This is a genomic window from Pseudomonas sp. ANT_J28, from assembly GCF_008370005.1.
GTDB lineage: Bacteria > Pseudomonadota > Gammaproteobacteria > Pseudomonadales > Pseudomonadaceae > Aquipseudomonas > Aquipseudomonas frigoris.
This window is the reverse complement of record NZ_VOBM01000014.1, coordinates 88916-114748: the sequence shown is the minus strand read 5'-3', so window position 1 is coordinate 114748 and position 25833 is coordinate 88916. Positions and strand designations below refer to the sequence as shown.

22 protein-coding genes are annotated in these 25833 nt (G+C 53.0%); 17 read left to right on the top strand and 5 right to left on the bottom strand.

The window, feature by feature from the left end; genetic code table 11:
• The first annotated feature begins 62 nt into the window (after nucleotides 1-62).
• From FQ187_RS12395 to FQ187_RS12385, 3 genes are all read left to right on the top strand, one after another.
• Nucleotides 63-1118, top strand: a complete 1056-nt coding sequence (locus FQ187_RS12395) for a hypothetical protein (protein WP_371925540.1) — start codon at nucleotides 63-65, stop codon at nucleotides 1116-1118.
• A gap of 20 nt (nucleotides 1119-1138) precedes the next feature.
• Nucleotides 1139-2701 carry a lipopolysaccharide biosynthesis protein gene (locus FQ187_RS12390; protein ID WP_149629692.1) on the top strand — a complete coding sequence of 521 codons (1563 nt, stop codon included), beginning with the start codon at nucleotides 1139-1141 and terminating at the stop codon, nucleotides 2699-2701.
• Nucleotides 2702-2769: 68 nt separating this feature from the next.
• Complete coding sequence (locus FQ187_RS12385; protein WP_256667305.1) at nucleotides 2770-3501, top strand: CpsD/CapB family tyrosine-protein kinase; 732 nt, start codon at nucleotides 2770-2772, stop codon at nucleotides 3499-3501.
• 44 nt (nucleotides 3502-3545) lie between these two features.
• Here FQ187_RS12385 and galE read toward each other — a convergent pair whose 3' ends face one another.
• On the bottom strand, nucleotides 3546-4523 hold the full coding sequence (galE, locus tag FQ187_RS12380) for a UDP-glucose 4-epimerase GalE (RefSeq protein WP_149629690.1): 978 nt from the start codon (nucleotides 4521-4523) through the stop codon (nucleotides 3546-3548).
• Nucleotides 4524-4547: 24 nt separating this feature from the next.
• Nucleotides 4548-4700 carry a hypothetical protein gene (locus FQ187_RS29955; protein ID WP_178122713.1) on the bottom strand — a complete coding sequence of 51 codons (153 nt, stop codon included), beginning with the start codon at nucleotides 4698-4700 and terminating at the stop codon, nucleotides 4548-4550.
• Nucleotides 4701-4824: 124 nt separating this feature from the next.
• Between FQ187_RS29955 and FQ187_RS12375 the strand changes: the two genes are divergently transcribed.
• Entirely contained in the window at nucleotides 4825-6471 is a 1647-nt protein-coding gene (locus FQ187_RS12375; protein WP_149629689.1) for a phosphoethanolamine transferase, read from the top strand.
• Between the two features lie 64 nt (nucleotides 6472-6535).
• Here the strand turns inward: FQ187_RS12375 and FQ187_RS12370 are convergent, their stop codons facing one another.
• Nucleotides 6536-9163: a glycosyl hydrolase family 5 gene (locus tag FQ187_RS12370; RefSeq protein ID WP_149629711.1), complete on the bottom strand. Its 2628-nt coding sequence runs from the start codon at nucleotides 9161-9163 to the stop codon at nucleotides 6536-6538.
• Nucleotides 9164-9168: 5 nt separating this feature from the next.
• A complete protein-coding gene (locus tag FQ187_RS12365; RefSeq protein WP_149629688.1) occupies nucleotides 9169-10692 on the bottom strand; it encodes an O-antigen ligase in 1524 nt (507 codons plus the stop codon).
• Nucleotides 10693-10787: 95 nt separating this feature from the next.
• Between FQ187_RS12365 and FQ187_RS12360 the strand changes: the two genes are divergently transcribed.
• The 13 genes from FQ187_RS12360 (at nucleotide 10788) to FQ187_RS12300 (ending at nucleotide 24084) form a co-directional block, all read left to right on the top strand.
• A complete protein-coding gene (locus FQ187_RS12360; protein WP_129436674.1) occupies nucleotides 10788-12164 on the top strand; it encodes an oligosaccharide flippase family protein in 1377 nt (458 codons plus the stop codon).
• A 141-nt stretch (nucleotides 12165-12305) separates the two neighbouring features.
• Nucleotides 12306-12500, top strand: a complete 195-nt coding sequence (locus FQ187_RS12355) for a hypothetical protein (RefSeq protein WP_129436673.1) — start codon at nucleotides 12306-12308, stop codon at nucleotides 12498-12500.
• A complete protein-coding gene (locus FQ187_RS12350; RefSeq protein WP_149629687.1) occupies nucleotides 12497-13963 on the top strand; it encodes an FAD-dependent oxidoreductase in 1467 nt (488 codons plus the stop codon). The genes FQ187_RS12355 and FQ187_RS12350 overlap by 4 nt, the downstream gene beginning before the upstream one ends.
• Nucleotides 13964-14098: 135 nt before the next feature.
• On the top strand, nucleotides 14099-14716 hold the full coding sequence (locus FQ187_RS12345) for an acyltransferase (protein ID WP_129436671.1): 618 nt from the start codon (nucleotides 14099-14101) through the stop codon (nucleotides 14714-14716).
• The gene (locus tag FQ187_RS12340) at nucleotides 14709-15665 is read left to right on the top strand and encodes a glycosyltransferase family 2 protein (protein ID WP_149629686.1); all 957 of its coding nucleotides are present in this window, start codon (nucleotides 14709-14711) and stop codon (nucleotides 15663-15665) included. The genes FQ187_RS12345 and FQ187_RS12340 overlap by 8 nt, the downstream gene beginning before the upstream one ends.
• Before the next feature lie 8 nt (nucleotides 15666-15673).
• Nucleotides 15674-16198 (top strand): serine O-acetyltransferase, encoded by a 525-nt coding sequence (locus FQ187_RS12335; RefSeq protein WP_149629685.1) that lies wholly within the window; start codon nucleotides 15674-15676, stop codon nucleotides 16196-16198.
• Nucleotides 16199-16241: 43 nt separating this feature from the next.
• Nucleotides 16242-17219 carry a glycosyltransferase family 2 protein gene (locus FQ187_RS12330; RefSeq protein WP_149629684.1) on the top strand — a complete coding sequence of 326 codons (978 nt, stop codon included), beginning with the start codon at nucleotides 16242-16244 and terminating at the stop codon, nucleotides 17217-17219.
• Between the two features lie 7 nt (nucleotides 17220-17226).
• Nucleotides 17227-18162, top strand: a complete 936-nt coding sequence (locus FQ187_RS12325) for a DUF535 family protein (protein ID WP_149629683.1) — start codon at nucleotides 17227-17229, stop codon at nucleotides 18160-18162.
• 75 nt (nucleotides 18163-18237) lie between these two features.
• Complete coding sequence (locus FQ187_RS12320; RefSeq protein ID WP_149629682.1) at nucleotides 18238-19440, top strand: glycosyltransferase; 1203 nt, start codon at nucleotides 18238-18240, stop codon at nucleotides 19438-19440.
• Nucleotides 19437-20624 (top strand): glycosyltransferase family 2 protein, encoded by a 1188-nt coding sequence (locus tag FQ187_RS12315; RefSeq protein ID WP_149629681.1) that lies wholly within the window; start codon nucleotides 19437-19439, stop codon nucleotides 20622-20624. The genes FQ187_RS12320 and FQ187_RS12315 overlap by 4 nt, the downstream gene beginning before the upstream one ends.
• Nucleotides 20624-21358, top strand: a complete 735-nt coding sequence (locus FQ187_RS12310; protein WP_149629680.1) for a WecB/TagA/CpsF family glycosyltransferase — start codon at nucleotides 20624-20626, stop codon at nucleotides 21356-21358. The genes FQ187_RS12315 and FQ187_RS12310 overlap by 1 nt, the downstream gene beginning before the upstream one ends.
• Before the next feature lie 382 nt (nucleotides 21359-21740).
• Nucleotides 21741-22883 (top strand): hypothetical protein, encoded by a 1143-nt coding sequence (locus FQ187_RS12305; RefSeq protein WP_149629679.1) that lies wholly within the window; start codon nucleotides 21741-21743, stop codon nucleotides 22881-22883.
• Nucleotides 22884-22962: 79 nt separating this feature from the next.
• Nucleotides 22963-24084, top strand: coding sequence for a glycosyltransferase 61 family protein (locus FQ187_RS12300; RefSeq protein WP_149629678.1), 1122 nt, complete (start codon nucleotides 22963-22965; stop codon nucleotides 24082-24084).
• 144 nt (nucleotides 24085-24228) lie between these two features.
• Here the strand turns inward: FQ187_RS12300 and FQ187_RS12295 are convergent, their stop codons facing one another.
• Entirely contained in the window at nucleotides 24229-25653 is a 1425-nt protein-coding gene (locus tag FQ187_RS12295) for an undecaprenyl-phosphate glucose phosphotransferase (RefSeq protein WP_149629677.1), read from the bottom strand.
• Nucleotides 25654-25833: the final 180 nt, after the last annotated feature.

The window sequence follows — 25833 nt, the reverse complement described above, 5'->3', positions numbered from 1 at the left end:
CTTTGCTTGGATTTCGAACTACCGGGGTTGCGACGGCAATCCTGGCTTTGTCGTGTTCGGACATGGCCTATGCTGCTACTTGGCAATCAGCAATAGCAGTGCCTTCGACGGTCGAGTACGACAGCAACCCACTGCTGCTTACGAGTGGTGAGAAGGGGGTGACCCGTACCATCATCGCCCCCGATTACAGCCTCGTGGGTACTTCCGGACGGGATGAGTTCCAGTTCGGTCTCGGGTTAAATATCGTGCGTTCGTCGGATACGTCCATCGTTTCGGACCGTGAAGATCCCAGATTAAAGTTAGGGTGGCAGCGCGCGACCGAAACGGGTGCTTTTGGACTCACGGCGAGATATGAGGAAAACTCGACGCTTTCCACGGTGGTTCAGGACACCGGCGTAGTTGCCTCCGATGGCACGCAAAAGATGTATTTGCTGGGCGGCAACTGGAGCACTGCTCTCAGCGAGCGAAGCACCCTGGTTAATGAGACTGACTACACTCATGTCACTTACGATGTTAATTCACTGACCAACTATGACGAGCTGGCGACCCGCTTCAGCTGGAACTATGCATGGAGTGAGCAGGTCGAGCTGTTCACCCGTCTTGGCGTGAGGCGCTATGAGCCGGAGAAGGGGTCTGCGGTGGCTTCCTCAAACAGCTACACCCCCGCGGTCGGCTTGAATGTCCAATTCTCCGAGCGGCTTAAGGGGACGGCCTACGTGGGTCTCAACCAAGTCTCTGGCACAGGTAGCGGCCCCAAAGGCCAGGGCGGTTTAATGTTGCAATATGCCGGTGAGCGTATTGATACCAGCATCGACGCCAGTCGTAGCACTCTCGCCAGCGGGGACGGTGGTTTCGTCGAGGTTGATGCCCTGAGGGGTACATGGAGCTATGCCGTCGACGAGACCCGACGCACCGGTTTCGATGTCGCCTGGCAAGACGCCAAAGGCCGCACGCCTAATACCCTGCAAAATTACAGTGCCTGGTTTAGCCAAGAACTCTCGCCTTTTTGGATTGCACGCCTATCCTACACATACAAACAACGCCAGCAAGATGGCTTGCCGGATGCCACTGCAAACGTCGTCGGACTGACGCTGACTTATAGTTATCCCGGTCTCTGACATTCAGCTGTGTGAGAAATATGACCTCTGAATACGAAATGTCGTTTAACGACTACCTAGCTATCATCAAGCACCACGCCCTGCTGTTGATCGTGAGTTTCGTGGTGATACTGGGCGTGTGCATAGCGGTAGCGATCTCTCTCCCGCCGACCTATGAGTCATCCGGCACGATTCTGGTGGAGTCTCAACAGATTTCGCCAGACTTGGTGGCGGCCAACAACAATACATTTGCCGATGAGCGCATCGAAGTCATTCGCCAGCGCGTGATGACCCGTGAGCATCTGGAAGGGATCATCGCCAAATACAATCTTTTTGCTTCGCAAAGTAGGCAACTGAGCGTTACCGAGAAGATCGAAGAAATGCGCAATGCGATTGTGGTCTCCCTGGTCAGTGCTGCCGTTAAGGGGCGCGGAGAGGTGACGATTGCTTTCCGTCTTTCCTTTGAGCACCGGCAGCCAGAGATTGCGAACAAAGTTGCCAATGAGCTGGTGACGCTGTTTCTGGATGAAAACATCAAGCAGCGCACCGAGCGCGCCAGTGAAACGACAGAGTTCCTGACTCAGGAGGCGGACAAACTCAGGGTGGAACTGGAAGCCCTTGAGAACCGGTTGGCGGACTTCAAGCAGGCACACAGCAACGCGCTGCCCGAGCATCAGGAGCTGCGCATGAATATGTTGACGCGCGCAGAAACCGAGCTTAAAGAGGTCGACCGTGACTACAAAACTGCCCGTGAGGAGTTGCGCTTCAATGAGTTGGAGCTTTCCGCCGCGAATGCCGGGCTATCGACCAAGCCTGGAGCACCCGGTGCGGCAGTTGATAAACCACAGGATCTGGCTAGCCTCAAAGCGGAGTACACCAGGTTGCAGTCGCTGTATACGCAAGCCCACCCCGACGTGCGTGCCGTCAAACGCAAAATTGCTGCACTTAAGGCTGGCAAAGGTGCTGATGGTGCAGCGGCTTCGGTCAATCTGGACATTGCCAAGGCCCAGACACGGATCTCCGCAGCAGAAGCACGTATCAAGTCGCTGGCCGATCAAAAGCAGCAAATACTCGGAAAAATAGCCGAATACGAGGCGCAAATTCTTGAGACGCCGCAAGTCGAGCGCGGCTTGGTCACGGTGATGCGTGACCATGATAACGCTCGAAAAAAATATGAGGAGATTCGCACGAAGGAAATGGGTGCGAAAATTTCCGAAAGCCTGGAGCAGGAAAACAAAGCCGAGCGTTTTGTTCTTCTGGAGTCGCCGCTGATGCCCGAAAAGCCGGTACGGCCGAACCGTAAAAAAGTGGTTGCCATGGGTTTCTTGCTTGCCCCGGTGGGTGCTGGCGCGCTGGTGATGCTTCTCGAGATGATGAGTCAGCGTGTGCGCGGTGCCCAGGCCTTGGCCAGCGTGCTGGGTAGACGCGTATTGGTTTCCATTCCCTACATTCACACCAAGGCTGAACTGGCACGCCGCAGGAAATGGCGAATGCTATTGATCGTCTGTGGAGTCGCGATAATCGCGATCTTTCTGGTGCTCCTGCACTTCCTCTACATGCCTCTGGATCTTCTGATGTTTAAAGCTCTGGGCCGGTTTGCATAAGGAATATAACCATGGAAATAATCAATCTAGATACCGAAAAAGCCGAGCAACAGACCTCGTCAAAAGCCATGACACCGACCGCGCAGTCCACAGGTCTGAATGCTCTCAGTTATGTGCAAACCAAGGTTGTACCTTTGCGACCAGATCACCTTGAGCGCAACCGCATTGTGGCTTACAACAAAAATTCGAATATGGGCGGAGCATTCGATCTACTGCGTACGCAAGTGCTGAAAATCATGGAAGAAAATGGCTGGCGCACGCTCGCCATCACCTCGCCGACTCCGGGGGCAGGCAAGACGGTGTTGGCTATAAACCTGGCGATGAGTATCGCGCATCACACGACCAAGACGGCGTTACTGGTGGACTTCGACTTGCGTCGTCCGAAGGTGGGTGAGTATCTGGGTCTGCCGATGGATAAATCGCTTAATGAATTGTTGGCAGATGAAGCTGAACTGCAAGAAGTACTGGTCAATCCGACCTTGCCGCGCTTTGTGGTCCTGCCGACGCGTGAGCCAATTCCTCTTTCCACCGAGGTGTTGTCATCGCCTGCAGTGAGCCATTTGATTGCTGATCTGCGCGAGCGTTACAACTCACGCATCGTGATTTTCGACTTGCCGCCGTTGTTGAGTTCGGATGATGTGATTAACGTCCTGCCCAGGTTCGACTGCGTCCTGCTCGTTGTCGCTAACGGATTGAACAGCAAGAAAGAGATCGAGGAAAGCCTGCATCATCTTGGGACAGCCAATCTAATTGGCACGGTGCTGAACAAAGCCGAGCCCGAAAACCGCTCTTACTACTAGAGCATCACCCGCAGGAGATCGGCGCTATTGGCTAGCGCCGACGGTCAGTGCCAAGGGTACTTCTGCTCCCAGCTCCAGGCGTGCGTCACTATCTGTTCAAGTGAGCCAAATTGCGGTTGCCAGCCAAGTAATGTGTTGGCCCTGCGGGGATCGGCCACAAGGCGTGGTGGATCGCCCGCGCGACGTGGCGCTTCGCTGACAGTGATAGCCTGGCCGGTCACGTAGCGCGCGGTATCTATCACTTGCTGTACTGAGAAACCTTGACCGTTACCGAGGTTGAACGCCGTGCTTGCACCCCCTGCCAGCAGATAATCCACGGCAAGCGCGTGAGCGGCAACGAGGTCGACAACGTGGACGTAGTCGCGAATGCAAGTGCCGTCAGGCGTGTCGTAATCACGGCCATAGACGGTGATGGTTGCGCGCCGTCCGGAGGCTGCTTGCAAGATCAGGGGCAGCAGGTGGGTTTCCGGTTCATGGCGTTCACCTAACTGTCCTTCAGGGTCTGCTCCGGCGGCGTTGAAGTAGCGCAGGCAGACCGATTTCAGCCCGTATGCGCGGTCGAAATCTTCAAGCATCTGCTCCACCATCCACTTGCTGCGACCATAAGGGTTGATTGCGGCCTTGGGATGCTCCTCGTCGATGGGTACATACACCGGGTCACCGTAGACGGCGGCGGTCGAGGAAAAAATGAAGTTTTTAACCCCGGCGCGAACCATCGCCTGGAGCAGCGTCAGGGTGGCGGCGAAGTTGTTTTGATAGTACTTGGCAGGTTCAGCGACGGATTCGCCCACCTGTATAAAGGAGGCGAAGTGGAACACGGCATCAAAATGGTGTCCCGCAAACAGGGCGTCCAGCGCCTGTTCGTCGGCTATGTCCAGTTCGACCAACGTCCCGCCCCTCAACACGCTGCGATAACCCGTTGAGAAATTGTCTGCCACCACAAGATCGTGACCCGCACTCAGTAGCTGCTTCACCATGTGCGAGCCGATATAACCCGCGCCACCCACCACCAAAAATTTCATCCTGATCTCCGATTTTCCGGGGCACTATCGCTGTGCAAGCTTGCCCTGGGTGACACCTTTTTTCAAAAACAACCAGCTCGAACCCTGCAAGTCGAACTTGATTGTATAACGGCCATCAAGGCAGGTCGCGGGCAGCTTCTTCATTTGCTCCAGAATGCCAAGGGTGAACTGTGCCAAGCCTTGCGACTCGCTACGTTTGGAGCGCCAAAGGAGAGATTATTTTGAACAAGATACCGCGAGAGCGCCAATTGGAGCTACCCTCTGAGGAAGCATATGGGCATCCTGCGAGAATAATAATCAAATGAAAAATCCTGCCAAAATTATCGATTACTCATTAAAAATATTTAAAGCAGAATGGCCAAATTTAGTATTGTGGTCATTTCTGCTATCACCGTTGATTGTTAGAGCGCTAACAAGCTATCAATACTCTAAAATTGATTTATTGGTCTTTTACACCCTTGGTATTTCGATGTTGTGGCTTTTGGCAATTAGATTTATTTCATCCAATCAATTCAAAGTTCACATCATTCTGCTGCCGTTCTATTTGGTTGCAGCTGTTGATCTCTTTTTGGTGTTGAATTTCAACTCGAGATTAACAGCTGCCTATATATTTATTGGCATGACAAACTATCAGGAGGCAAGCGAATTTCTGCCGACCTATTGGCAGCCAATTAGTATCGTTCTGGTGATTTTCATATTTTGCTATGGGGCTGGATTAATCGGCCTGCATAAGCGCGAATTATATAAAAACAAGGGTATTTTTGTTTTGGTTGTTAGCGCCTTGTTAGTGGGCTATGGGGCGTATTTTTATAAAACCGTCAAACTTAATTTTTTCGGGAAATCTGCAGTCATGGATCTCCTTGCAAAAGATCAAAGCACGCCAGTAGGTTATTTATCGCAGATTGCCCTGACTGCAAATTTGTATTTGGGGACGGAGGAGCTTATCAAGCGCCGTCGGGAATCCGGTGTAAAAATAACCAGCCTGTCGAATCAATCCAATATAGAAACCATCGTTTTTGTAATCGGTGAGTCATCACGGCCGCAGAACTGGTCCCTCTACGGCTATAACAAGGAAACAACCCCGAATCTCGGTAAGCAGGCGGGGCTTTTCAAATTTAATCAGATCTGCACGACAGCTCCCTATACCTCGTTTGCGGTTCCTTCAATGCTTAGCCTTGAGCCTATATCGGATTGGGACGCCATTGCGTCAACAAAATCATTGGTGAGTATCTATCGCGCAGCCGGGTACATGACCTATTGGTTGTCTGTGCAGGAGGTTGATAGTTTTGCCGGAATAATTCCACAAATAGCCGCAGAGGCACAATACCGTCAGTATTTTGAGAGAAGCTATGATGGAGCATTGATTTCAGAATATGAAAAAATACTGAATAAAAGCGGTACAGAAAAGAAAGCCATATTCATTCATGTCAAGGGCAGTCATTTCGAGTATTCACGCCGATACCCGGAAAACGTCGATAAATTCAAGCCATCAACAGACAGCTTCAAAGACAAAATTACCGCGGAATATGACAATAGTATTTTGTATACGGACTGGCTATTGAGCACAATTATTGATCGATTGAAGTCAAGCAAAAAACCATCCGTCTTATTTTATTCATCGGATCATGGTGAAAACATGATGGACGACAGTCGAGGGCTCTTGGGTCATGGAATTGGCAATAAATATGATCTTTCGGTTTCGGCATTTATCTGGGCATCCGATAATGTTTCAAGCCAACAATCGCTCAAGCTTTTAAAGTTGAAGGAAAGAGAAAGTCAGAAAATCAGCATATCCTCCTTGCCACATACTCTTTTAAATATCACAGGGGTTTTCACGAGTAAGTACAGAAGTTCGGATGACTTATTAAGTGATGATTTTGTATCGTCGAAATGTCCACATCTGCTCGGCGCAGGCTATGTTCCATCGTTTGATTTTGACGCCCTTTAAATAGCCCTCGCGGAACAACGCCGCAAGGCGTTGTTCCATCAGGTTGAGGTCGGCTGCGCATCGCCTAAGGTTGTGCTTGCGTGACGTCTTTTTTCAAAAACAACCAGTTCGACGCCTGCAAGCCGTCGAACTTGATTGTGTAGCGGCCATCAAGGTAGGTCGCGGGCAGCTTCTTCATTTGCCCCAGAATGCCGTGGGTGAACAGTGTCAAGCCTTTCGGCGCCTGGATGGTTAGCGTGCCCTCGAGGGGCTCAACGTAAAAAGGTATTTTGTCGTCGTCTTGGGGAATGGCGCGGGTGCCTAACGAAATCAGTAAATCCTGCGATCGGCCCAAAGGCGCGTCGTCCAGACTTTGCACCACCACACTGGCGTTGGCAGTCTTCACTTGAACCTTAATGTTGCCCAGGCTGATCGATTCGCCGCCGATCCAGCCCGTAGCGGCCTGGGTACGCGGTGTATTAATGGTGTAGACGCCTTGTTTCCAGTTGCGCTTTAGCTCTCCCGTGTCGGTCGTGGACTCGATGGCATTGGCGTCCAGCAGCGACTGGTCAGGGTCGTGAAATTCCTGTGCATTGCTTGGGATAACGCTCTGTTGCAACCAAGGCAATTCCGGCGTCTGTGGCATCGCGATTTCCAGCTTGCCTTTCTCCATGGCTGTGCGCAGTAGAGCAGAGTTGGCCGGTGTGATCATTTGGTTGAACAGGGTGCCTGGCGTCGGCGCGAAGACGTAGGTCGTTGTTGCTTCGCGAACGTCTGCACGGCGATAAAGCAAGGCGGCGGCGGGCAGGGTGGCCAGCATTGCAGGGTCGTTATAGGCGTGCCAGTTGTTGGCACTCATCCCTTGGCCCCCCAATGGCTCCTGGCTGTAGGCATATTGCATCAGTGCATCCCAGCCTTGGTGGCGGGCGGTGCCGGCGATATAGAGTGGCAGCGAATGGCGGTCTGGTGTCGGGAAGGGCTCATTGTTCCACTCGGTGACGGTCAAGGGTTTGCCGATGACCTGGCCGGCGGCAATCCAATTCACTATGCCGTCGCTGTAGAGCGGGTTTTTCTCTATCTGCCCCGAGCCCCCGTAACTATGGACATCTATTACGTCGCCGGCAGTAAGGGCCGGCAGGGAGTTCAGACCATTGCGGCCCCAGCTACTGGTCGTGGCGATGGGAACCTTCACGCCTATTCCACGCAGGTTTTGAATCATGTCGACGTTGAAACGTCGCTCCAGATCGTTAAGGAACAGCTTGGAGGGGCCTGGCTCCCAGGAGCGCCAGGTCTGGTTTGCAGACAGATTGTGCTGTTTGGCAAAAGCCTCGGCCTCCGCCATGTAGACGCGGTTGTGCTTCGGCACATTCTTGTCTGGCAACAGGGCGTTGCCAAAGTGGTTGGTGACGTCGTTTTCGTTGGTGATCAGTACGGCGGCAATCGCCGGGTCGTCTTTGTAGGCGAGACCGGTATAGCTGTTTACATGGGTCATGTAGGCTTCGGTAAAGCGCTTCATGGCTTTCTGAATGGTGAGATTCACATAGGAATAGCCCTTGAGATAGGTAAAATTCTGTTCTTCTTTTGGCAATTCATCGAAGCCATAAATGTTGTCGTTTTCAGTAAAGACTCGCTGGACGTGCAGATCGAGCCACACATAAATGCCTTCGTCTTTCAGGCACTTGATCCACCAGTCGATTTTTTTCAGCGATTCCGGGCTCAATTGCTGGGTGGTGCTGCGCGTGACCCTGCCGTCGCCAAAGATGTTCGGGAAGACCCATGGCGAGTCATGGTGGTGCAGTCGTACAAGATTGAAGCCCAGTGCCGACAGGCGTTTGGCCTGCAGCTTGATTGCATCGTCTGATGTGAGGAACAGCGTGTAGGCCGAAAGGTTGGTGCCCCAGAAACGCGCCGCTGTGTTGTCGGCAAATAGCAATTGCTCGCCCGAGGCTTTGATGAAGCCGCGCTTGCCTGCAGGTTTTTCCTGAGCGTTGAGAAAGGACAGGTCGACCGGCGAGGTTTTCCAGTCGAGCTTGTCAGTCGGCCAGCTCTTTGGGTCCGACAATCCGAAGCGCTCGGTTGTGGTCGGGCCGACCGCCACATCGCCAGAAACGCTCAAGGTGGCTGTGAAGTCCTGGCGGCCAGGTTTGATCGTGTTCTTGTAGAAAAAAGCACGCACCTCGGATTTACTGCCCGGTTCAAAGTACACACCCGCCAGTGCGGGCTCGAAGCGCATTTCGATGCGTCGTCCTTGTGCATTGCCCCAGGTCCAGCCGCGGTTGTCGGGTAGCAAAGTGGGCTCGCCCATTTCTCCAGCGAAAAGAGCGGGGTCGAATTCGAAGACGATGCCGCCACCTGAAACGCCCGACATCCCGCTGTGTGCATCCAGGGCAAAGGTCCAGGTCAGCTTTTGCTCGTCTTGCTTCTGAATCTGCGCAGTCAAGTCGAAATCCAGCGCTTTGTTTTTGCCTGCAAGGGAGTATCGATAAGGGGTATGTACCTTGAATTCGGTCTGCAAATACGTCCAGTCCCAGTTGCGCCCAAAGAACGAGAATGTCGTAGCAATTACCGGACTGCCACCACGCGCCAGCATTGGCAGGCCATTGCGCTCATCCACACTGACGACCCAGTCCGACGCCCAGGTACGAAACGGCCAAATAGCAAAAAACAGCAGTGGCAGGAGCAGTATCCGGGGGCGACGAAACAACTGGATCATGGGTTCTACCTGAGTTGGAGGTGGGCGCTCGCCGTGACGGCCGTCGAGGTGTGCTTGAGCCTGCGTGCCATCTGAGCGTAGGCGACGCCCAGTCCAGCCACCGACCAATACACCACGGGGATTACCGTGATACTGCTAACGGTAACGATGGTGATCAGGATCCCGGCCAGTGTCGCCAGAAGTGCACGTCCGAGTCGGCGTGCCTCATCGTCTTCGTTGGGGAACGAACGCATCCCCTTGCGGATGCCCTGCAGAACACTGACGAAAAAAACCACGAAAAGCGTCAAACCAATCAAACCGAACGACAGCGCTATGCCGATATAGGTGTTCACGATATCGATGATCCCCTGGCCCTGAATCATGGACTGCATTTCCGGTGTGCTGCGGAAATTGAAAGAACCCAGCCAAGGGTTGCGCTGGATAACGATCACGGCGTTATCAATCAAGCGCTGCCGGTAGGTGATATTTTCCACTTCCACCGTGCCGATAAACGGTAGCAGATCAAGCACTTTTTGCCCGCCCGGTACGACGGCCAGCAAGGGAAGGGCGAGCCCCCCGGCGGCGGCCAGCAGCATCAGGCGTTTAATCGCTTTACGGCCGGTGCCGATGAACACGACGATGATGACGGCTGCACCGATCCAGGGGCCACGCGACAGCGGTGCGAACAGACCACCGGCGAGCAACAGTGCGCCGAGGCTGCGCTGCAATTTGCTACGTACCTCCTCCTGTATGTACAGGTAAAAGCCGATGGCCACGCTGATGACGAAGCCCAGCGCAATGGCCTGGCCGGTAGTGGCGCTGGCGCGTAATGAGCCACCACGGCTCAAGTAGCCGGGATCCCATTGCATGCCCATGGCGTTGACAACCGCGCTGTACAGCTGCCAGCGCTTGGAATATTCGAAGAGACCTATAAGCGACAGCACCATGGCGGCGAGTACAAAACCGAACAGAGCGTCCTTGAAGTCGCTGCGGTTCTTCAGCGCCCGGCTGGCAACGTAGTAAGGCAAAAAAACTTCGAGGAGCAGGTAGAGCATTTGGCGCAAGGTGTCGGTGACGGTGGTTTCGCGCAGCAAAAGCAAACTCGTCAGCAGGAGGTAGGCGGCTAACAGTTTGTCAGGCCAGGTGCGCCCGAAAGGGACCGTGTCGGCGCGCTTGCGCAGAGCCAAAAAAGCCGGAAGCAATACACACAGTGCCAGCAGACGAATATGGTTAAGGACAACAAAATAGTTGATCAGGCCGAAGCCGGGAATTTCCGCCGGGGACGGCGGGATGAGAAACAGCAGCAGGAAAAACAACGCCACGGGATTGCGTTCGTTTTTTCGTGCGAAGGTCAGAATGATCGCGGCAATGCCTGCGTACACCCAGAAACTGTGCGAAACAAATGCCAGTAGCGTCAATACGAACCACAGATTGCGCCGACGAGTGAAATTACGGTCGGGAATCAGGTCTGCTGCTGGTCGACGTGCCATGGCAAAAACGATGCCAGCAAGGACCAGAATGACGATTAACGCGCGGAAGTGCTCAGGCATGGATGATTGGACTTATTGATTGATGAGCGACGACTAGTGGAATGGCCAGACGCGACTATAGTTCCTTTTGAGCCATTGAGTCCGGGGATGATGTTATGTCGTTAGTTGATTTGTCGCCAACGTTGGGCCTTCGTAAGCGAGCGATTTCTGCCGGGGCATGGAATCTGGGGGCGCTGGTTACGTCTCAAGCCTTTCGCTTGGGCGGCAACCTGATAATGGCCCGTCTGCTGATGCCGGAGATGTTCGGCATCATGATGATCGCCATCACCGTTTCTCTGGTTCTGCACATGCTTTCCGATGTCGGCTTGCGCCAGAACATCATCCAGAGCCCGCGGGGCGACGATCCGGTGTTTCTCAATACCATCTGGACCGTGCAGATCGTGCGCGGCTTTATCCTTTTTGCTTCGACACTTCTCCTCGCGGCCCTCGCCTGGTATGCACAGACCATTAATCTGTGGTCGCCCAATTCCACCTACGCCGCACCCGAGTTGCCGCTGGTGTTGGCCGTGACCGGTTTCTCGGCAATCATCGTTGGCTTTCAGTCGACCAAAATCGACCTGGCAGTGCGCGCTTTCCAGCAAAAAAAAGTGGTGCTCACCGAGTTTGGGTCTCAGGTCGTGGGGCTGGTGGTCATGCTGGGCATCGGTTACTTCACCAGGTCCATCTGGTCGCTGGTGATTGCAGGTCTGATCCAATCGATGGTCAACACGCTGTTGGGGCATTTCTGGTTTGAGGGCCCTTCTAACCGTCTGCAGTGGGAGCGTTCTGCGCTCGATGAATTAGTCGGCTTCGGCCGTTGGATACTGTTGTCGTCGGCAGTGGGCGTATTGGCCATGTACGGTGATCGTGTCTGGTTCGGCGGCAGCATGACGCCCGCTGAACTGGGCGTTTACTCCATTGCCGTGCTGATTTTGGGAGCTGTTCAGCTTGCGTTGCAAAAGATAGTCGGGGCCGTGGCCTTGCCGGCCTTCAGTGAGGCCTCAAGAACTAATGACACCGTACGGCTCCACGCTTTGTACTACCGCTTGAAATTGATGCTCGATCTTGCCTGCCTGTTCCTCTGTGGACTGTTCCTGACCGGCAGTCCCCTGCTCATCAGCATCTTGTACGATGAGCGTTACGCTGAGGCCGGCAACATGATGGCCATTCTTTCACTCTCTTTTTTCACCATGCGCTACCTGCTGGCGAATCAGGTCTGGATTGCCTTGGGACTCACCAAGTACCAGGCTATCGATAACATTATTCGCGTGGTCTCGTTGTGGGTGCTGCTGCCTCTGCTGCTGGCGATTGGTGGGGTCAAATATGCGATTTGGGGCGCTGCCCTGTACACGTTCCCTACGCTTATCCTGGTTTTTTATGTCAATTGTCGTCTGGGGCTGTTCAGTCTCAAGCGTGAGCTGGTAGTGCTGCCTATGCTGGCGGTGGGGGCTTTGTGTGGGGAACTATTGACGGATCTTTTTAAATGGCTTTGATCTGATCTGTTTCTCTTGATGTTTCCAAAGCTGTGGCACAGCGTCGCCATTGAGGTATTGATGGCGGTCGCCAAAAAAAATATGGCCTTGATGTGTGGTTGAAATTTCCAACGTAATCTTGATGTCGTGGAGCTTTGAATCATGAGAGAAACTGATTTGAATACCTCTGTGATGGGGCGCAGAGGCTTCCTCCAGGCTTCTGCTTTATTGAGTATTGGAGGGCTCATATTCGGATTTTCCAAAGCCGTTGCCCGGCCTTCTGCTGCTAAATCCGAGTTTGTTGTCATCAACGGATGGGTGCTGCCTGCCCGGCATTTTCGGCAAACACAAGCATGATCAAAGACTACCAATCGCAGAAAGAACTCCGCGACCACTATGACGTCTGCATCATAGGCGGTGGGCCGGCCGGTATTACGCTGGCCTTGCGTTTAGCCGGTAATGGTCGGCGTGTGGTGCTTGTTGAGGGCGGCGGGCACGAGTATTCGCCGGCTTCGCAGAGCCTCTACACGGTCTCATCGTCAGGCCTCGAGGTCTACGCTCATGAAACACGCCTGCGCTTTCTTGGCGGGACCTCCAATCACTGGGCCGGGCGATGCCGTCCATTCGAAAAGTCGGACTTTACCGTAGGCCCTCCGGTGCCCGTGCCCGGTTGGCCCATCGCGTTTTCCGAGATCGAGCGCAATCTGTCGGCGGCCATGGATATTGTCGATCTTCCGCCGCACTCCGGATTCAAGGCTATCAATGCGACTTTGGATGGCACCGACTTTGACGCTGATCGTTTTCTGCTAAGCCCGCCGACGCGATTTGCACAAAAATATGCCAGGGAACTTAATGAGACCGAGGGGCTGGATGTCTTCATCCATTGCAATTGCGTCGATCTTGAATTCGACAGCGAGACCGGCCGCATAACAACGATAGTCGTCTCGGACTACGAGTTGCATCGAGAGCGAGTCACGGCAAAACAATTCATTCTGGCGACAGGCGCGATCGAGAATGCCAGGCACCTGCTCAACAGCGAGTCCCTGGCAGCTGGCGGTATCGTAAGCAAGGATGGTTTCGTCGGTAGATGTTTCATGGAACACCTGAACGTCGAAATGGGAAACTTCATCCTGAAAGACGGGCAGGGTACAGATGCTCGGCAGTACTTCACGACCGATGCGTTCGTGATGCAGCACAAGTCAGGTAAAGGGAATGTGACGGCCACGCTTGTAGCTGAAGTGAAATCCTATGGGCGAATGGCTTCCATCAAGAGCTTTTTCGAGAACCTCGTTTGCGAAGTGGGTGCGGAGCGCAAGGTTGAATTTATTGCCAAGTTCGATTGCCCTGGAGATGGTGTGCTCGGCACGCTGATCGAGCAGTTTCCCAACCCTGATAGCCGCATCTCATTGCTCGACGAGCGAGATGCGTTAGGGATGAGGAAGGTCAAGATTCATTGGGAGCTAACTCCTGCAGACAGGGAAACCGTCAAGTCTATAGGGCTCGAAGTGGCAAAGTGTTTTGCCGACACAGGGCTGGGCTTCGTCAAGTTGGAAGAGTTTGTGTATGACGTCGATTTACCACTGAAGCTCAATCCCCATGCTCATCATATGGGGACCACGCGGATGGCGACTTCGCCTGAGTTTGGTGTGGTCGACGAGAACTGCAAAGTGTTTGGTGTTGAGAATCTTTACGTTGCGGGAAGCAGTGTTTTCGCTACAGGCGGTGCCTGTAACCCCACGATGCCTCTTTTGCAACTCGCTCTAAGGCTGGCAGATTATCTCAACCATCAGATGGGGCCCGGGGTGGGCAGATATTCATGAAGGGGGGAGCATGTGTGGATTATTTGAGTGTTGGATTTTAGGGAAGCGTCTACTCTTAGGGTAGTGGTAATGAAGAATCAGGGTGTATCTAACTCTGGCACAGATGTCTATCGCTGAATTATTGAGGCTGACAGGATGATTGGTCTACTAAAGCGTATTATTGCTCATATTGCAAAAACAACGGGGCATGGGACCTCGCTCTATAAAAAATTCTGTAAGCCGGACGGATATGAATGGGCTAAACATATGGTTCGGTGGGGGGGGCTGCACTCCATCGGTAAAGGCGTATGGATCAATCCTGCTGCCAATATAACTGACCCTTCGCTAGTACGACTCGGAAATAATGTAGGTTTATCTTGTTGCACGCTATTCGGTCACGATGGAATAGTCGGCTTGCTCGAGGTGCGCTATGGTAAAAAACTTGACTCTGTCGGCGCTATCGATATACGTGATAATTGTTTTATCGGCTATGGTTCTATCATCATGCCGCGTGTGACTATTGGTCCTGATTCGATTGTTGCAGCCGGTGCTGTAGTCGTAAAAGATGTTCCGCCTGGAGTAGTGGTTGCGGGTAATCCAGCCAAGGTTATTTGTACAATGGAAGAGGTGTTGGCGAAAGTAGAAGAGCGTAGCGCCACTTATCCGTGGATTGACCTTATCAGGCAGCGCAGTGGTGTATACGACCCGGCACTTGAACCGAAGCTTATAGCAATGAGAGCGCAACACTTTTTTGGCGAGCAACCCAATGGTTAGCGCTCCCCTTGACGTGTTGGTAGTTAATTACAATACAGCGGCGCTGTTGCAACCGATGTTTAATGCGTTACGCCAGTCAAATAGTGTGGATCACACGCGCTATTTAGTGGTGGATAATGCCTCTGCCGATAATTCGCTGGAGTGTATGGCAACTATTTGTCCAGAGGCATTGCAACTGGCCAATGAAAACAATGTTGGCTTTGGGCGTGCCAATAATCAATTGGTTGAACACCTGCAGGGCAAGTATGCGTTGCTTCTCAATACCGACGCCTTTGTTGCTGCGGATACCCTGAGCAAGACCCTCGAGTACATGGAGACTCATCCCGATTGCGGTGTCCTCGGCGTTCGGTTGGTGGGACGAGAGGGAGATTTACAGCCCTCCTGTCGCTATTTTCCAACGCCGTTGAATGTCTTCCTTTCGCATACAGGGCTTGAACGCTTTTTCCCTATGGTGAAAAGAGTCGACGACATGGCCTGGGATCATGCTTCGGTGCGTGAGTGCGACTGGGTGCCCGGGTGCTATTACCTGATCCGCCGTGAAGTCATCGACCAGGTTGGCTTGTTCGACCCGCGCTACTTCCTTTACTTCGAGGAGATAGATCACTGCAAACGCGTTAAACAGGCGGGCTGGAAGGTGGTTTATTACCCGCATACCACGGTGGTGCATATCGGCGGTGAAAGTGCCAAGTCTGTTGACAAGCTCAATGCGGTTGGTCGCCAGCTACCCACGTTACAAATCGAAAGTGAGCTTTTGTACTTCCGCAAGCACCATGGTCTGCCTGGTTTGGCCTCACATATGCTACTGGTGAGTTTGGGTGATCTGATTTTGGCGCTCAAGGCGCTATTGAAAGGCCGCGGTCTGGCCGCTTTAGGGGCGTGTTGGCAGCATACTCGTGTGACCTGGGCGTTGCTGCGTGATACCAAATTCGCTAGCCAACCAACACGGTAGAGCCAGTTATGTTCGAAAACATACGTGCGGACTTGCGTGCATACGCCGGAGACTGGGGGGCTCAGGGGTTTTGGGTGATGGTGGTTTATCGCTTTGGGCGCTGGCGTTACTGTGTGCGACCGGCACTGTTACGTAAGGTGTTCTCCTTTATATACAAAGTACTCTTCAAACTGGTGCAGATTGTCACGGGTATCGAGCTGCCGTGTGAAGTTGTAGTCGGGCGCAACTTCGTTATCGATCACTTCGGCGGAATCGTGATCAGTGGCTATGCGCAGTTCGGCGATGATTGCCGTATTCGCAATGGCGTCGTCGTGGGCCTCAAGAATGTGAGTGAGCCGATTGCTCCGGTGATGGGTAACAATGTTGATATCGGTGCGGGGGCCAAGGTGCTGGGCAATATCCGCATTGGTAACAATGTCGTGATTGGTGCCAATGCCGTGGTGCTGATCGATGTACCGGACGACTCGGTGGCAGTGGGCGTGCCTGCGACTATCAAGAAAAGGAAGTACGCAGAATCGAGGGTATTCTCATGAACCACCCGATGGATTACTTCAATCGCGTCGCTGAGTGAACGTCATGGCTATGGGTATTGGTGTCGTTGTTATCGGTCGCAACGAAGGCCTGCGGCTTGAGCGTTGTCTGATTTCTCTCGTCGGTTCGGCGGAGAAGGTTGTTTATGTCGACTCTGGGTCAACGGACGGTTCAGTGCACGTGGCACTGAGGCTTGGGGTCGAGGTGGTCGAGTTGGACATGACGATTCCCTTTACGGCTGCGCGTGCGCGCAACGAAGGATTTGCCTGCATACAACGCTTATTGCCGGCGATGCGTTATGTGCAGTTCGTCGACGGTGATTGTGAGGTTGTTGGTGGTTGGCTGCCCCAGGCGCAGGCCTTTCTTGATACGCATCCTGACGTCGCGGTGGTCTGTGGACGGCGCCGTGAACGTTTTCCGCAGCACTCGGTTTACAACTTACTGTGTGATTTCGAATGGGATACGCCGCTAGGTGAGGCCAAGGCATGTGGTGGAGATGCGCTGATGCGGGCTGACGCCTTCGCCGAGGCGTCCGGGTTTCGACCGAGCCTTATTGCCGGGGAAGAGCCTGAATTGTGCGTGCGTCTGCGTGGGAATGGTTGGAAGGTCTGGCGTCTGGGCGAGGAAATGACCTTGCACGATGCAACCATGACCCGGTTCGGCCAATGGTGGCAGCGTACCCTGCGCGGTGGTTATGCCTTTGCCGAGGGCGCATTTTTACATGGGGCTGCACCGGAGCAACATTGGTTGCGTGAGTCGCGCCGTGTCTGGTTCTGGGGATTAGGTGTCCCGCTGGCGACTGTTATCGCGAGTTTGGTGTTGGGATGGTTTGGGCTGCTTGTGCTGCTGGTCTATCCATTGCAGGTCGTGCGCCTCGCCCGTGGGGGCGACAGATCCACGCGCGAAAACTGGCTGCGGGCTTTCTTTCTCGTGCTGGGGAAGTTTCCCGAAATGCTGGGGCAAGTCAAGTTTCTACTGAACAGATTCGGTGCCGGCAAGACGGCGTTGATCGAATACAAGTGAGACTTATATGAATAATTGGGTGATATTAAAAAGCGTGTTTTTTTTGCATGCAGGATATTCCTTAAGGGCATTGAATAATAAGTTTAAAATGCTGGTTTTAGTTGCAAAAAACTGGTCCGAGCTAAAGTTGTTTTGCGGGCGGATGTCGAGCGCTCTGGGCAAGTCCGGTGTTGAAAAGTTAGGCGGGGATTGTGTGGGCGTTGTTCATTGGCCATACATCAGTAGAAACTGGAGCCCCAAGAATAAACTTAGCGTGTTGGCCTCGCATTACGAAGTGGTTACCAAAAGCTGTCCGCAGCTATTGCTGTTGGGGCGAAATGACAGTTTGCTGCTGAGTGATTTGTCGGAGTTTGCGGCTGGCTGTTCCCTGGTGCTGGATCGTCCCTTCTGGTTTATGCGCGAAGGGGAGTTGGTGTTGAACTTGTTTCAGGGTGATCTGCGTATTGCATCAATAGCTTTCACATTGTGTCGCACGGACACCGAGTTATGTATTTTTATCGGTGCCGTTCAAGGGATACATAAAGGCGTTGAGAGTGAACTGTCGTTGAGTATCTACAGGGGCCTGACAAAAGACTTTGAAGGCCTTCGGCCAAGAAGCTTTCTGATCGAAGTTATTAAATACATTGCCATCAATATCGGTGTTGAAAAAATTTATGCGGTAGGGGATGGGTATCGCCACCATCGTCATCCGTATTTTGGCGCTCACAAAGCTCTAGAACTGGCGGCAAATTATGATGTGATCTGGTTAGAGCATGGAGCGACTCCATCAGAGCGCGAAGATTTTTTCGAGATTCCCATGATTCTGTCCAGGAAGCCGCTCGACAGTATTGCTTCAAAAAAACGTGCCATGTACCGCAGGCGCTATGAGCTGCTGGATGACACCTTTAAAAAGATAGACAATGTGTTGATAGGTAGTTATAGCAGCTGTCGTGTGGCAAGTTGACGTTCCTGATACCTGTACTACTGTGGGATTGCTTGCAGTAATAATCCACCGCAACGACAACTAAGTCTGGTTCCTATGCGTATCGCTTATTTCATCAATCAATACCCCAAAGTCAGCCATAGCTTCATTCGTCGCGAGATTTTGGCGTTGGAACGGCAGGGGTTTGTGGTGCAGCGCATTGCCCTGCGTGGCTGGGATGCCGAATTGGTGGATGCCGAGGACGTGTCCGAACGCGATAAAACCCAGTATGTGCTGCAGGGCGGAGTCAAAGAGCTGTTAGTGCCTGTGCTGCAGGTGCTGCGCGCCCAGCCGCGACGCTTTTTTTCGGCGCTGTGGCTGGCGCTACGCATGGGCCAGCGTGCCGATCGCCCCTGGCCATACCATTTGGTTTATTTATCCGAGGCGTGTCGCGTGCTGACCTGGTTGCAGGCGTTTGGGGCGGAGCATGTGCATGCGCATTTCGGCACCAACTCAACCGAGGTGGTGATGCTTGCCAATGTACTCGGTGGGCCAGCGTACAGTTTTACCGTGCACGGGCCGGAAGAGTTCGACAAACCGCAGTTTATTCATTTGGGCGAAAAAGTTCGGCGCGCAGCTTTTGTCGCGGCGATCAGCTCTTATGGGCGTAGCCAGCTGTTTCGCTGGGTGGCTCATGCGCACTGGCCAAGGGTAAAGGTGGTGCACTGTGGGCTGGAGCGGGCGTTTCACGACGTGCCGGCCGTTGCCGTGCCATTCGCGCCGCGGTTGGTTTGCGTAGGTCGTTTGTGTGAGCAGAAGGGTCAGCTTTTGCTGCTTGAGGCCGCCCGCATTCTGGCAGCACAAGAGGTGGAGTTCGAGATAGTACTGGCCGGCGATGGAGAAATGCGCGCGGAAATCGAAGCCTTGATTGCACTGCATGGCTTGCAGGCGCGGGTGCGAATTACCGGCTGGATCAGCAGCGAACAGGTGCGGGCGGAAATTCTGGCGGCGCGGGCCATGGTGTTGCCGAGCTTCGCCGAGGGGTTGCCGGTGGTCATCATGGAAGCCATGGCGTTGCGCCGGCCTGTATTGACGAGCTATGTGGCAGGGATTCCCGAGTTAGTGCAACAGGGTGTGAACGGTTGGTTGTTTCCCGCTGGAGCCGTGGATGAGTTGGCGGCGGCACTGGCGGACTGCCTCGCGCAACCTGTCGAGGTTTTGCAGCGGATGGGTGAGGCGGCTTATCAGAGAGTGCTGGAGCGACACGATATCGATACCGAAGCGGCCAAATTGGCTGAATTGTTTAAGGCGCAAGCATGATCACCTTACTAAATTGGCTGTTCAGTGCACTGCTGGTACTCATCCTCCTGCCGGTGTTGGTGCTGTTTGTGCAGGTGCTGATGGCCTGCGTGCCTGCACGGCCGCGCTCGTCGGCGCAAGGATCGCGACCGCAGGTGGCGGTGTTGATACCGGCACACAATGAATCCTCGATCATCGTCGCGACGTTAAATAGCATTCGGCCGCAGTTGCTTTTGGGTGATCGCCTGTTGGTGGTGGCGGATAACTGTTCTGACGACACCGCGGCGCTGGCCCGCACGGCGGGCGCCGAGGTGGTGGAGCGCAGCAATGATCAGCAGCGTGGCAAGGGTTATGCGCTGGACTGCGGGGTGCGTCATTTGGCGAGCGATGCGCCGGACGTCATGATTGTTGTCGATGCGGATTGCCAAGTGGCCGAGGGTTCTATTGAGCGTTTGGCAATCTGTTGCATCGACTCAGGGCGACCAGCACAAGCACTTAATTTAATGCGTGCTCCAGCAGGTTCCGGGCTAAAAGTGCGGCTTGCCGAGTTTGCCTGGTGTGTGAAGAATCGGGTACGGCCGCAGGGTTGGACCCGGCTTGGTTTGCCCTGTCAGTTAATGGGCACGGGAATGGCTTTCGTCTGGCGGGATCTGACGTCGATCAATTTAGCAAGTGGCCACATCGTTGAAGATTTGAAGATGGGCCTGGATTTATGCCGAAGCGGCAAGCCGCCTTTGTTCTGCCCCGATGCTCTGGTAACCAGTTATTTTCCGCGTAGCGATGAAGGCTTAACTACCCAGCGTACGCGCTGGGAACATGGTCACCTAGGGGTGATCCTTGGGGATACGCCAAAGTTGCTGGTGGAGTCGATTGGCCAGCGTAACTGGAGTCTGCTGGCGATGACGCTGGATTTGCTGGTCCCTCCGTTAGCCTTATTGACGTTGGCCTTGGGGGCGGTATTTGGTCTGGCATGGTTGGTATTTATTCTGTCCGGAGCTTTGGCGCCAGCCTTGATAGCTTCATGCGGGGTGGCAATATTGGGTGTGACTATCTTGCTGGCATGGAGCCAATTTGGTCGCGGGATTATTTCTTTTTCAGCCTTGTTGTATGCGCCGTTCTACGCGGTGAAGAAAATCCGTCTGTATCTCGGATTTTTGCTTAAGCGCCAGGTTGAATGGGTGCGTTCGAAGCGAGATGACAACTAATGCGTGCTTTATCCTGGCAGCACAGCTGGCAAACGATTACCCAGAAACTCAGGGTGATTAGCGATGTTGATGACGAGCAAGCATTGATTGATGCGTTATCCAGACCTGACGTGACGACAGTGCTCGGGTTCGCGAATGCCCATGCCATGAATCTGGTGGCGTCCAATACCGACTACTTTAACGCGCTGCTGGCTGCGGACGTGTTATTGCGGGATGGCTCCGGCATGGCCATCCTGTTTCGTCGCCTCGGCTTGGCGCCTGGGCTAAATATGAACGGCACCGATTTCATCCCCAAATTACTGGCCGCGTTCAAGGGGCGACGCGTGGCTTTCTGGGGTACTGAAGAGCCCTTTCTAGCCAATGCAGTACAGCGTAGCGAAGCGCTATTTGGGGTCAATGTAGTCTCTGCTCACCATGGTTTCGCGCCAGTGGATGCTTACATAAACCTTGCCCGGCAGTTTCAGCCGGAACTGGTTGTGTTGGGTATGGGCATGCCCAAGCAAGAAGCCGTTGCTGCCAGGTTAGCCGACAGTGGCGTGCCCTGTCTGGTCGTGTGCGGAGGGGCGATTCTGGATTTTCTCGGCCGCAAGGTGACTCGTGCTCCGCAATGGGTGCGTCGTCTCGGTTGTGAGTGGCTGTTCAGGCTAATAGGTGAGCCAAAGCGATTATTCAGTCGCTATGTGGTGGGTAATCCGATGTTCTTGTTACGCACGTTGATCTACAGGGATTCCTGACATTACAGGAATTTGACACTTGGCTGGACTTCCCAGCGTCATAAAAAACACGGCTGAAATATCTTGCAAAACCCCGACTTAGCACCTTTACTCATGTTGAATTTATCGACTTGACGGGTGTGTTCGAGGTTGTTTTCTTCATTGAGATTGGCGTCAACGAAATGGTGTCGAACAATCTTGATTTCAGGGAGGGAGTAGCGAGTTTTTCTCAAGAAGGAAAGGTGACGTGTTCAAAATAGAGGGCGGTTTGTATCGGTGCTGTAATTAGGACTCATCACATATTTTGAAGAAAAGTGCTCAGCTTTCGAGCGCTAATTTCAAATATTTAGTTTGTTGGTTTGTAAACTAAAATGCCCCTTCCTTGAATTGTGCTAATAACCAAATGAAAGAATATATAGCAGAATTATTGCGTAAGCTAATATCTCCTTCGATGCGATTTGAGCTAAGAAAAGCTGTCGCTTGGTTGCGGGATATAGGTGGGCGAGCCTGTTTTTGGCGCTGGGAAATTGTCAGATTCCGACTGCGGGAAGATAGCCCTTACGACATCCTTTATGTGGGCAGGAAATCACAACGGGAATTTGTGAAGGTTCTCATGGGCGCTGACGCTCACGTGGCGGATAGCACGTTAAAACTAGATAACTCCAGCCGGACGGTGTTGATCAGCGAAATACCGACTTTGGGGGCATTGTATGTGCCTCAATATTTGAGTGCTGTCGTGCCGCTGAGCAGGTCAATTGACGATATCACCGCCAGATACAACACCGAGTTACGTCGAAATCTGCGCAAAAACCGGCTGCGCTACCGTATGAAACAGGCGTTGAACGATGACGAAATCGACATCGCAGATCGGGAAATGCTTAAACCTTATGCCAGCGCAAGGCATGGCGCAGCCGCCTCCCAAATTGAATCGCATGAGGTTCAAAGGGTGGCAAAAAATGCCGGGCGGCTCGATTTAGTACTGTTGGAGGATGAGATTGTTGCATGTCATCTTGGGTGTGTAATTACCCGGGCAGGGAAGCGCTACTGGAGTACGGTCCGTTTCGGTTATCCCGACGCTGTATTTTCAGATGCTAAAAAGTTACGTGAAGTTAACTCAATTACTACGTTCATGGCACTTGAGTGGGCGATAGAAAACGGTTTTGACTATTATGATATCGGAACTTGCCTGGCACGCCCGGACGATGGGCTTCTTGAGTGGAAAAGAAGGCGTGGAGGTGATGTTGATACGCTGGGCAATGACGGCTATTTATTTGTTCGACTCCCCAAAGTGGGCGCAGCGCAATTTCTTTGGGAGACGCCGCTATTTGCTGTCGAAGGCAAGAAGTTGACACTTCACCTTGGGTTGCCGGACGGTCCGAGTGATGAGGACGTCGCTAATCGATATCGCGAAATGGGTTTTGGCGGACTGTTCAAAATATATATCCATTGTTCCAGAACTCCGGGAGAAACGCTTCTCGACACGTTGCGTGGTCGCTACGCTCATCTGAAGTCGCCCCCTGTCCTGGAAGGTATCGTATCCACTTGAACAGGTTGCTGATTTTAAAGAAGAGCAGTTTTGGCCATGAAGGCTGTTTCTGTGTAATCACACTGGGATGGGGGTGCATATGTCGGAATTCAATGCATTGACGAGTGACGGCCCATCAAAGTGGAGCCTTGCTGCGTATAAACACATGTTTAACACACGGCTCACACGCAAACCGTCGTTAACCCTGCAAAGCCAAGCCGTGAAAACCTGGGAAATTGCTCCAGGCGAGATCTCAAATGCTCCGCCGGCTTTTTTCCTTCCCAACCAGCTCGAACGTGTGACGGGATGGGCAGGGGAGCTTTTTTATCCTTACGAACATCCCCGTCGCACAATGGAAGGCATCGGTAGTGTTGAGCATGGCGCAACACGAGGCTACCTGCTTAAAGATGTCTGGTTAATTGATGGCGCTCTTTACAAAGGTAATGCCAAAGCATCGTTGTCGCCTAGATCAGGATGGCTACCAAAGATTCGCGTAGAAAACGAAATTGATCGCGGGGCATTGTATTGCACGGCGGGGGGGAATAAATGGTTTGGCTCGTGGTTAATGGATGATTGTATAACCTATCCAATGGCATGTGAGGAGGGCGTTCCGGTGACCACGGCAGCGTCTGCCAACCTTGTTTCCACTGTCACGACCGGCATACTTCATGCCCCCGGCTATGAGGACTGGCTTGGCATGACACCGGTCCGTTTACGTAATGCATTTTTTCGTGAACTCGTGATCTTTGACGATCTATGTCAAAACAGAAATAAGCATTTGCGTTTTCGTGCGATGGGGGAAAAGTTGCTTTCACACGTAAACGTTTGCTCTCACCCTGGCGTGTTCATTCTGCGAGGTGGCACGGGTGAATTGCGATTGTTACGCAATGAAATGGAGCTTGCCGAGCGCCTGCGTGATAGCAGAGGGTTTCGTATTATCGATCCTGCGAAATCTGACGTGCCGACCATCGTGGCGGCCTGTGCCGGCGCAAGAATCGTGGTAGGGATTGAGGGGAGCCATCTTATACATGGCGTTAATGTGCTGCAGCCAGGTGGTTCGCTGCTGGTATTGCAGCCCCCGAATCGTTTCCTCTGTTTTTTCAAATATCTAACGGATCGCGATCACCAAAACTTCGGTTTTGTGGTCGGTACACCAGAGGGGAATGGTTTTAGTATCGACCCTGATGAGGTTGAGCGTACGCTGGATTTATTTCCGTCATGATCGCTTCTTGGGGTTTCTTGAGGCCGTGGTCGAGTGAGTGTCACATAGGTTTATAAAGGGGGTGTTTGCTGGGGTTAAGTGCAACAACGATATTGAATTCATACCGGGGCAGCATGCGACCCCGGTGTTCTGGATAATGTCAGGCTAGTAGGCATGTTTGCCAGAGAAGGCAAACACAGTTCGTACAAGAATGACGAAATCGAGCCATAGCGACCAGTTGTTGATGTACTCGATGTCCGAGTCAACGCGTCGGATCATCTGCTCTATATCCCTCGTTTCACCACGATAGCCACGTACCTGAGCCAGGCCTGTGATGCCCGGTTTAATGTTGTGACGCGCAAAGTAGCCCGAGACGTCAGGCGAGTACTGCACATCGTGTTGAATAGCGTGCGGGCGAGGCCCCACCAGAGACATTTCCCCCATCAAAACGTTGAACAACTGCGGTAGCTCATCGAGGCTGGTCCGGCGAATAAAGGCGCCAACCCTGGTCATGCGCGGGTCATTCTTTTGCGCCTGCTTGACGATGCCGTCTTCCGGCTGATGGACGACCATGCTTCTGAACTTCCAGATCCTAAAAGCTTCTCCACTCCACCCCATACGCTGCTGACGAAAGAATATGGGGCCGGGGCTATCGAGCTTGATCGCAATGGCGACGGCTGCCAGGAAGGGGGTTGCAAGAACCAAAATGAGAAAGGCCCCGACTTTGTCCTCGAGATTCTTCAGAAACAGACGCATCCCCATCAGCGGAGTTTCAGACAAGGTCAGCACGGGAATGCCGGCAATTTCGCGAACACTGTGGTTGATCAGGCGCAACGAGAAAATGTCAGGCACCCAGTTAACAGAGATGTGTTTATCGAACAGCTTTAAATAAACATCCTGGATGATCTCTGAGCCACCCAGAGGGGTCACGAAATAGACGGTTCGAATGGCATGTTTAACAACTAACTCATCAAGGTCGGAGATATCGCCCAGTATCGACAGACGTTGCGCGCCTTCCAGACTTTCCTTTCCCCGATCATCGTTCGCGCCGATCAACACACAGCCGACTATGCGCTCACCGAGCCAGGGATTATTGCTGATTTTCTTGTGAAGATAGCTAGCCAGTTCGCCCGAGCCAATGATGAGCGAGTTTTCCAATTGAGTCGGGTGGGTCAAAAACTTCTTTTGCATCTCGCGTGTCGCGAGGTGCAAAAGCAACTGAGCAAAATATCCAACAACAAATAACTGCCCGACCAATAAGCGCGAGTACTGTTCGCTTTGCTTGGTAAGAAAGGCCATGGCAACGAGAAAGCCAAACGTGGCTGTCCACGCTTTCAAAAGCTTGAAGGCTTTGACGGTAAAACCAACGTTGCTGCGGTAAATAGCATAGTGGTCGTACACGACGGCCAGCGCCCCCAGCAGCAACAGGAGCAGGATGACATAGGACTGCGTTATGAAGCCGATATGATAATTGATCAAAAACCACGCAACACCGGTCACCGCAACACAATCGAGACCAGCCTGAATAACGATACTGGTACTGCTTCTTCGCTGGAGAACGGAACGGGTACTGTTGGGCTCAAATATCATATTTAGACCTCATGTCTGCTGCCCCTCGCGCTCGATGATGACGCGATTCAGTTCATGCTGCCCTCGCTTGAGGGCGTTGGCGTCACCGCGATTAGCCACCCACCTTCACTTTAGCAGTACTGTGAAATCATTCACGGAATCTGCGAAGTTCTGCGTAGTTTAGTAGAACCGGGCCTGAAA

Coding starts and splice junctions, on each gene's coding strand:
- FQ187_RS12395 (WP_371925540.1), top strand. CDS start 63: ATGGCCTATGCTGCTACTTGGCAATCAGCAATAGCAGTGCCTTCGACG.
- FQ187_RS12390 (WP_149629692.1), top strand. CDS start 1,139: ATGACCTCTGAATACGAAATGTCGTTTAACGACTACCTAGCTATCATC.
- FQ187_RS12385 (WP_256667305.1), top strand. CDS start 2,770: ATGACACCGACCGCGCAGTCCACAGGTCTGAATGCTCTCAGTTATGTG.
- galE (WP_149629690.1), bottom strand. CDS start 4,523: ATGAAATTTTTGGTGGTGGGTGGCGCGGGTTATATCGGCTCGCACATG.
- FQ187_RS12375 (WP_149629689.1), top strand. CDS start 4,825: ATGAAAAATCCTGCCAAAATTATCGATTACTCATTAAAAATATTTAAA.
- FQ187_RS12370 (WP_149629711.1), bottom strand. CDS start 9,163: ATGATCCAGTTGTTTCGTCGCCCCCGGATACTGCTCCTGCCACTGCTG.
- FQ187_RS12365 (WP_149629688.1), bottom strand. CDS start 10,692: ATGCCTGAGCACTTCCGCGCGTTAATCGTCATTCTGGTCCTTGCTGGC.
- FQ187_RS12360 (WP_129436674.1), top strand. CDS start 10,788: ATGTCGTTAGTTGATTTGTCGCCAACGTTGGGCCTTCGTAAGCGAGCG.
- FQ187_RS12355 (WP_129436673.1), top strand. CDS start 12,306: ATGAGAGAAACTGATTTGAATACCTCTGTGATGGGGCGCAGAGGCTTC.
- FQ187_RS12350 (WP_149629687.1), top strand. CDS start 12,497: ATGATCAAAGACTACCAATCGCAGAAAGAACTCCGCGACCACTATGAC.
- FQ187_RS12345 (WP_129436671.1), top strand. CDS start 14,099: ATGATTGGTCTACTAAAGCGTATTATTGCTCATATTGCAAAAACAACG.
- FQ187_RS12340 (WP_149629686.1), top strand. CDS start 14,709: ATGGTTAGCGCTCCCCTTGACGTGTTGGTAGTTAATTACAATACAGCG.
- FQ187_RS12335 (WP_149629685.1), top strand. CDS start 15,674: ATGTTCGAAAACATACGTGCGGACTTGCGTGCATACGCCGGAGACTGG.
- FQ187_RS12330 (WP_149629684.1), top strand. CDS start 16,242: ATGGCTATGGGTATTGGTGTCGTTGTTATCGGTCGCAACGAAGGCCTG.
- FQ187_RS12325 (WP_149629683.1), top strand. CDS start 17,227: ATGAATAATTGGGTGATATTAAAAAGCGTGTTTTTTTTGCATGCAGGA.
- FQ187_RS12320 (WP_149629682.1), top strand. CDS start 18,238: ATGCGTATCGCTTATTTCATCAATCAATACCCCAAAGTCAGCCATAGC.
- FQ187_RS12315 (WP_149629681.1), top strand. CDS start 19,437: ATGATCACCTTACTAAATTGGCTGTTCAGTGCACTGCTGGTACTCATC.
- FQ187_RS12310 (WP_149629680.1), top strand. CDS start 20,624: ATGCGTGCTTTATCCTGGCAGCACAGCTGGCAAACGATTACCCAGAAA.
- FQ187_RS12305 (WP_149629679.1), top strand. CDS start 21,741: ATGAAAGAATATATAGCAGAATTATTGCGTAAGCTAATATCTCCTTCG.
- FQ187_RS12300 (WP_149629678.1), top strand. CDS start 22,963: ATGTCGGAATTCAATGCATTGACGAGTGACGGCCCATCAAAGTGGAGC.
- FQ187_RS12295 (WP_149629677.1), bottom strand. CDS start 25,653: ATGATATTTGAGCCCAACAGTACCCGTTCCGTTCTCCAGCGAAGAAGC.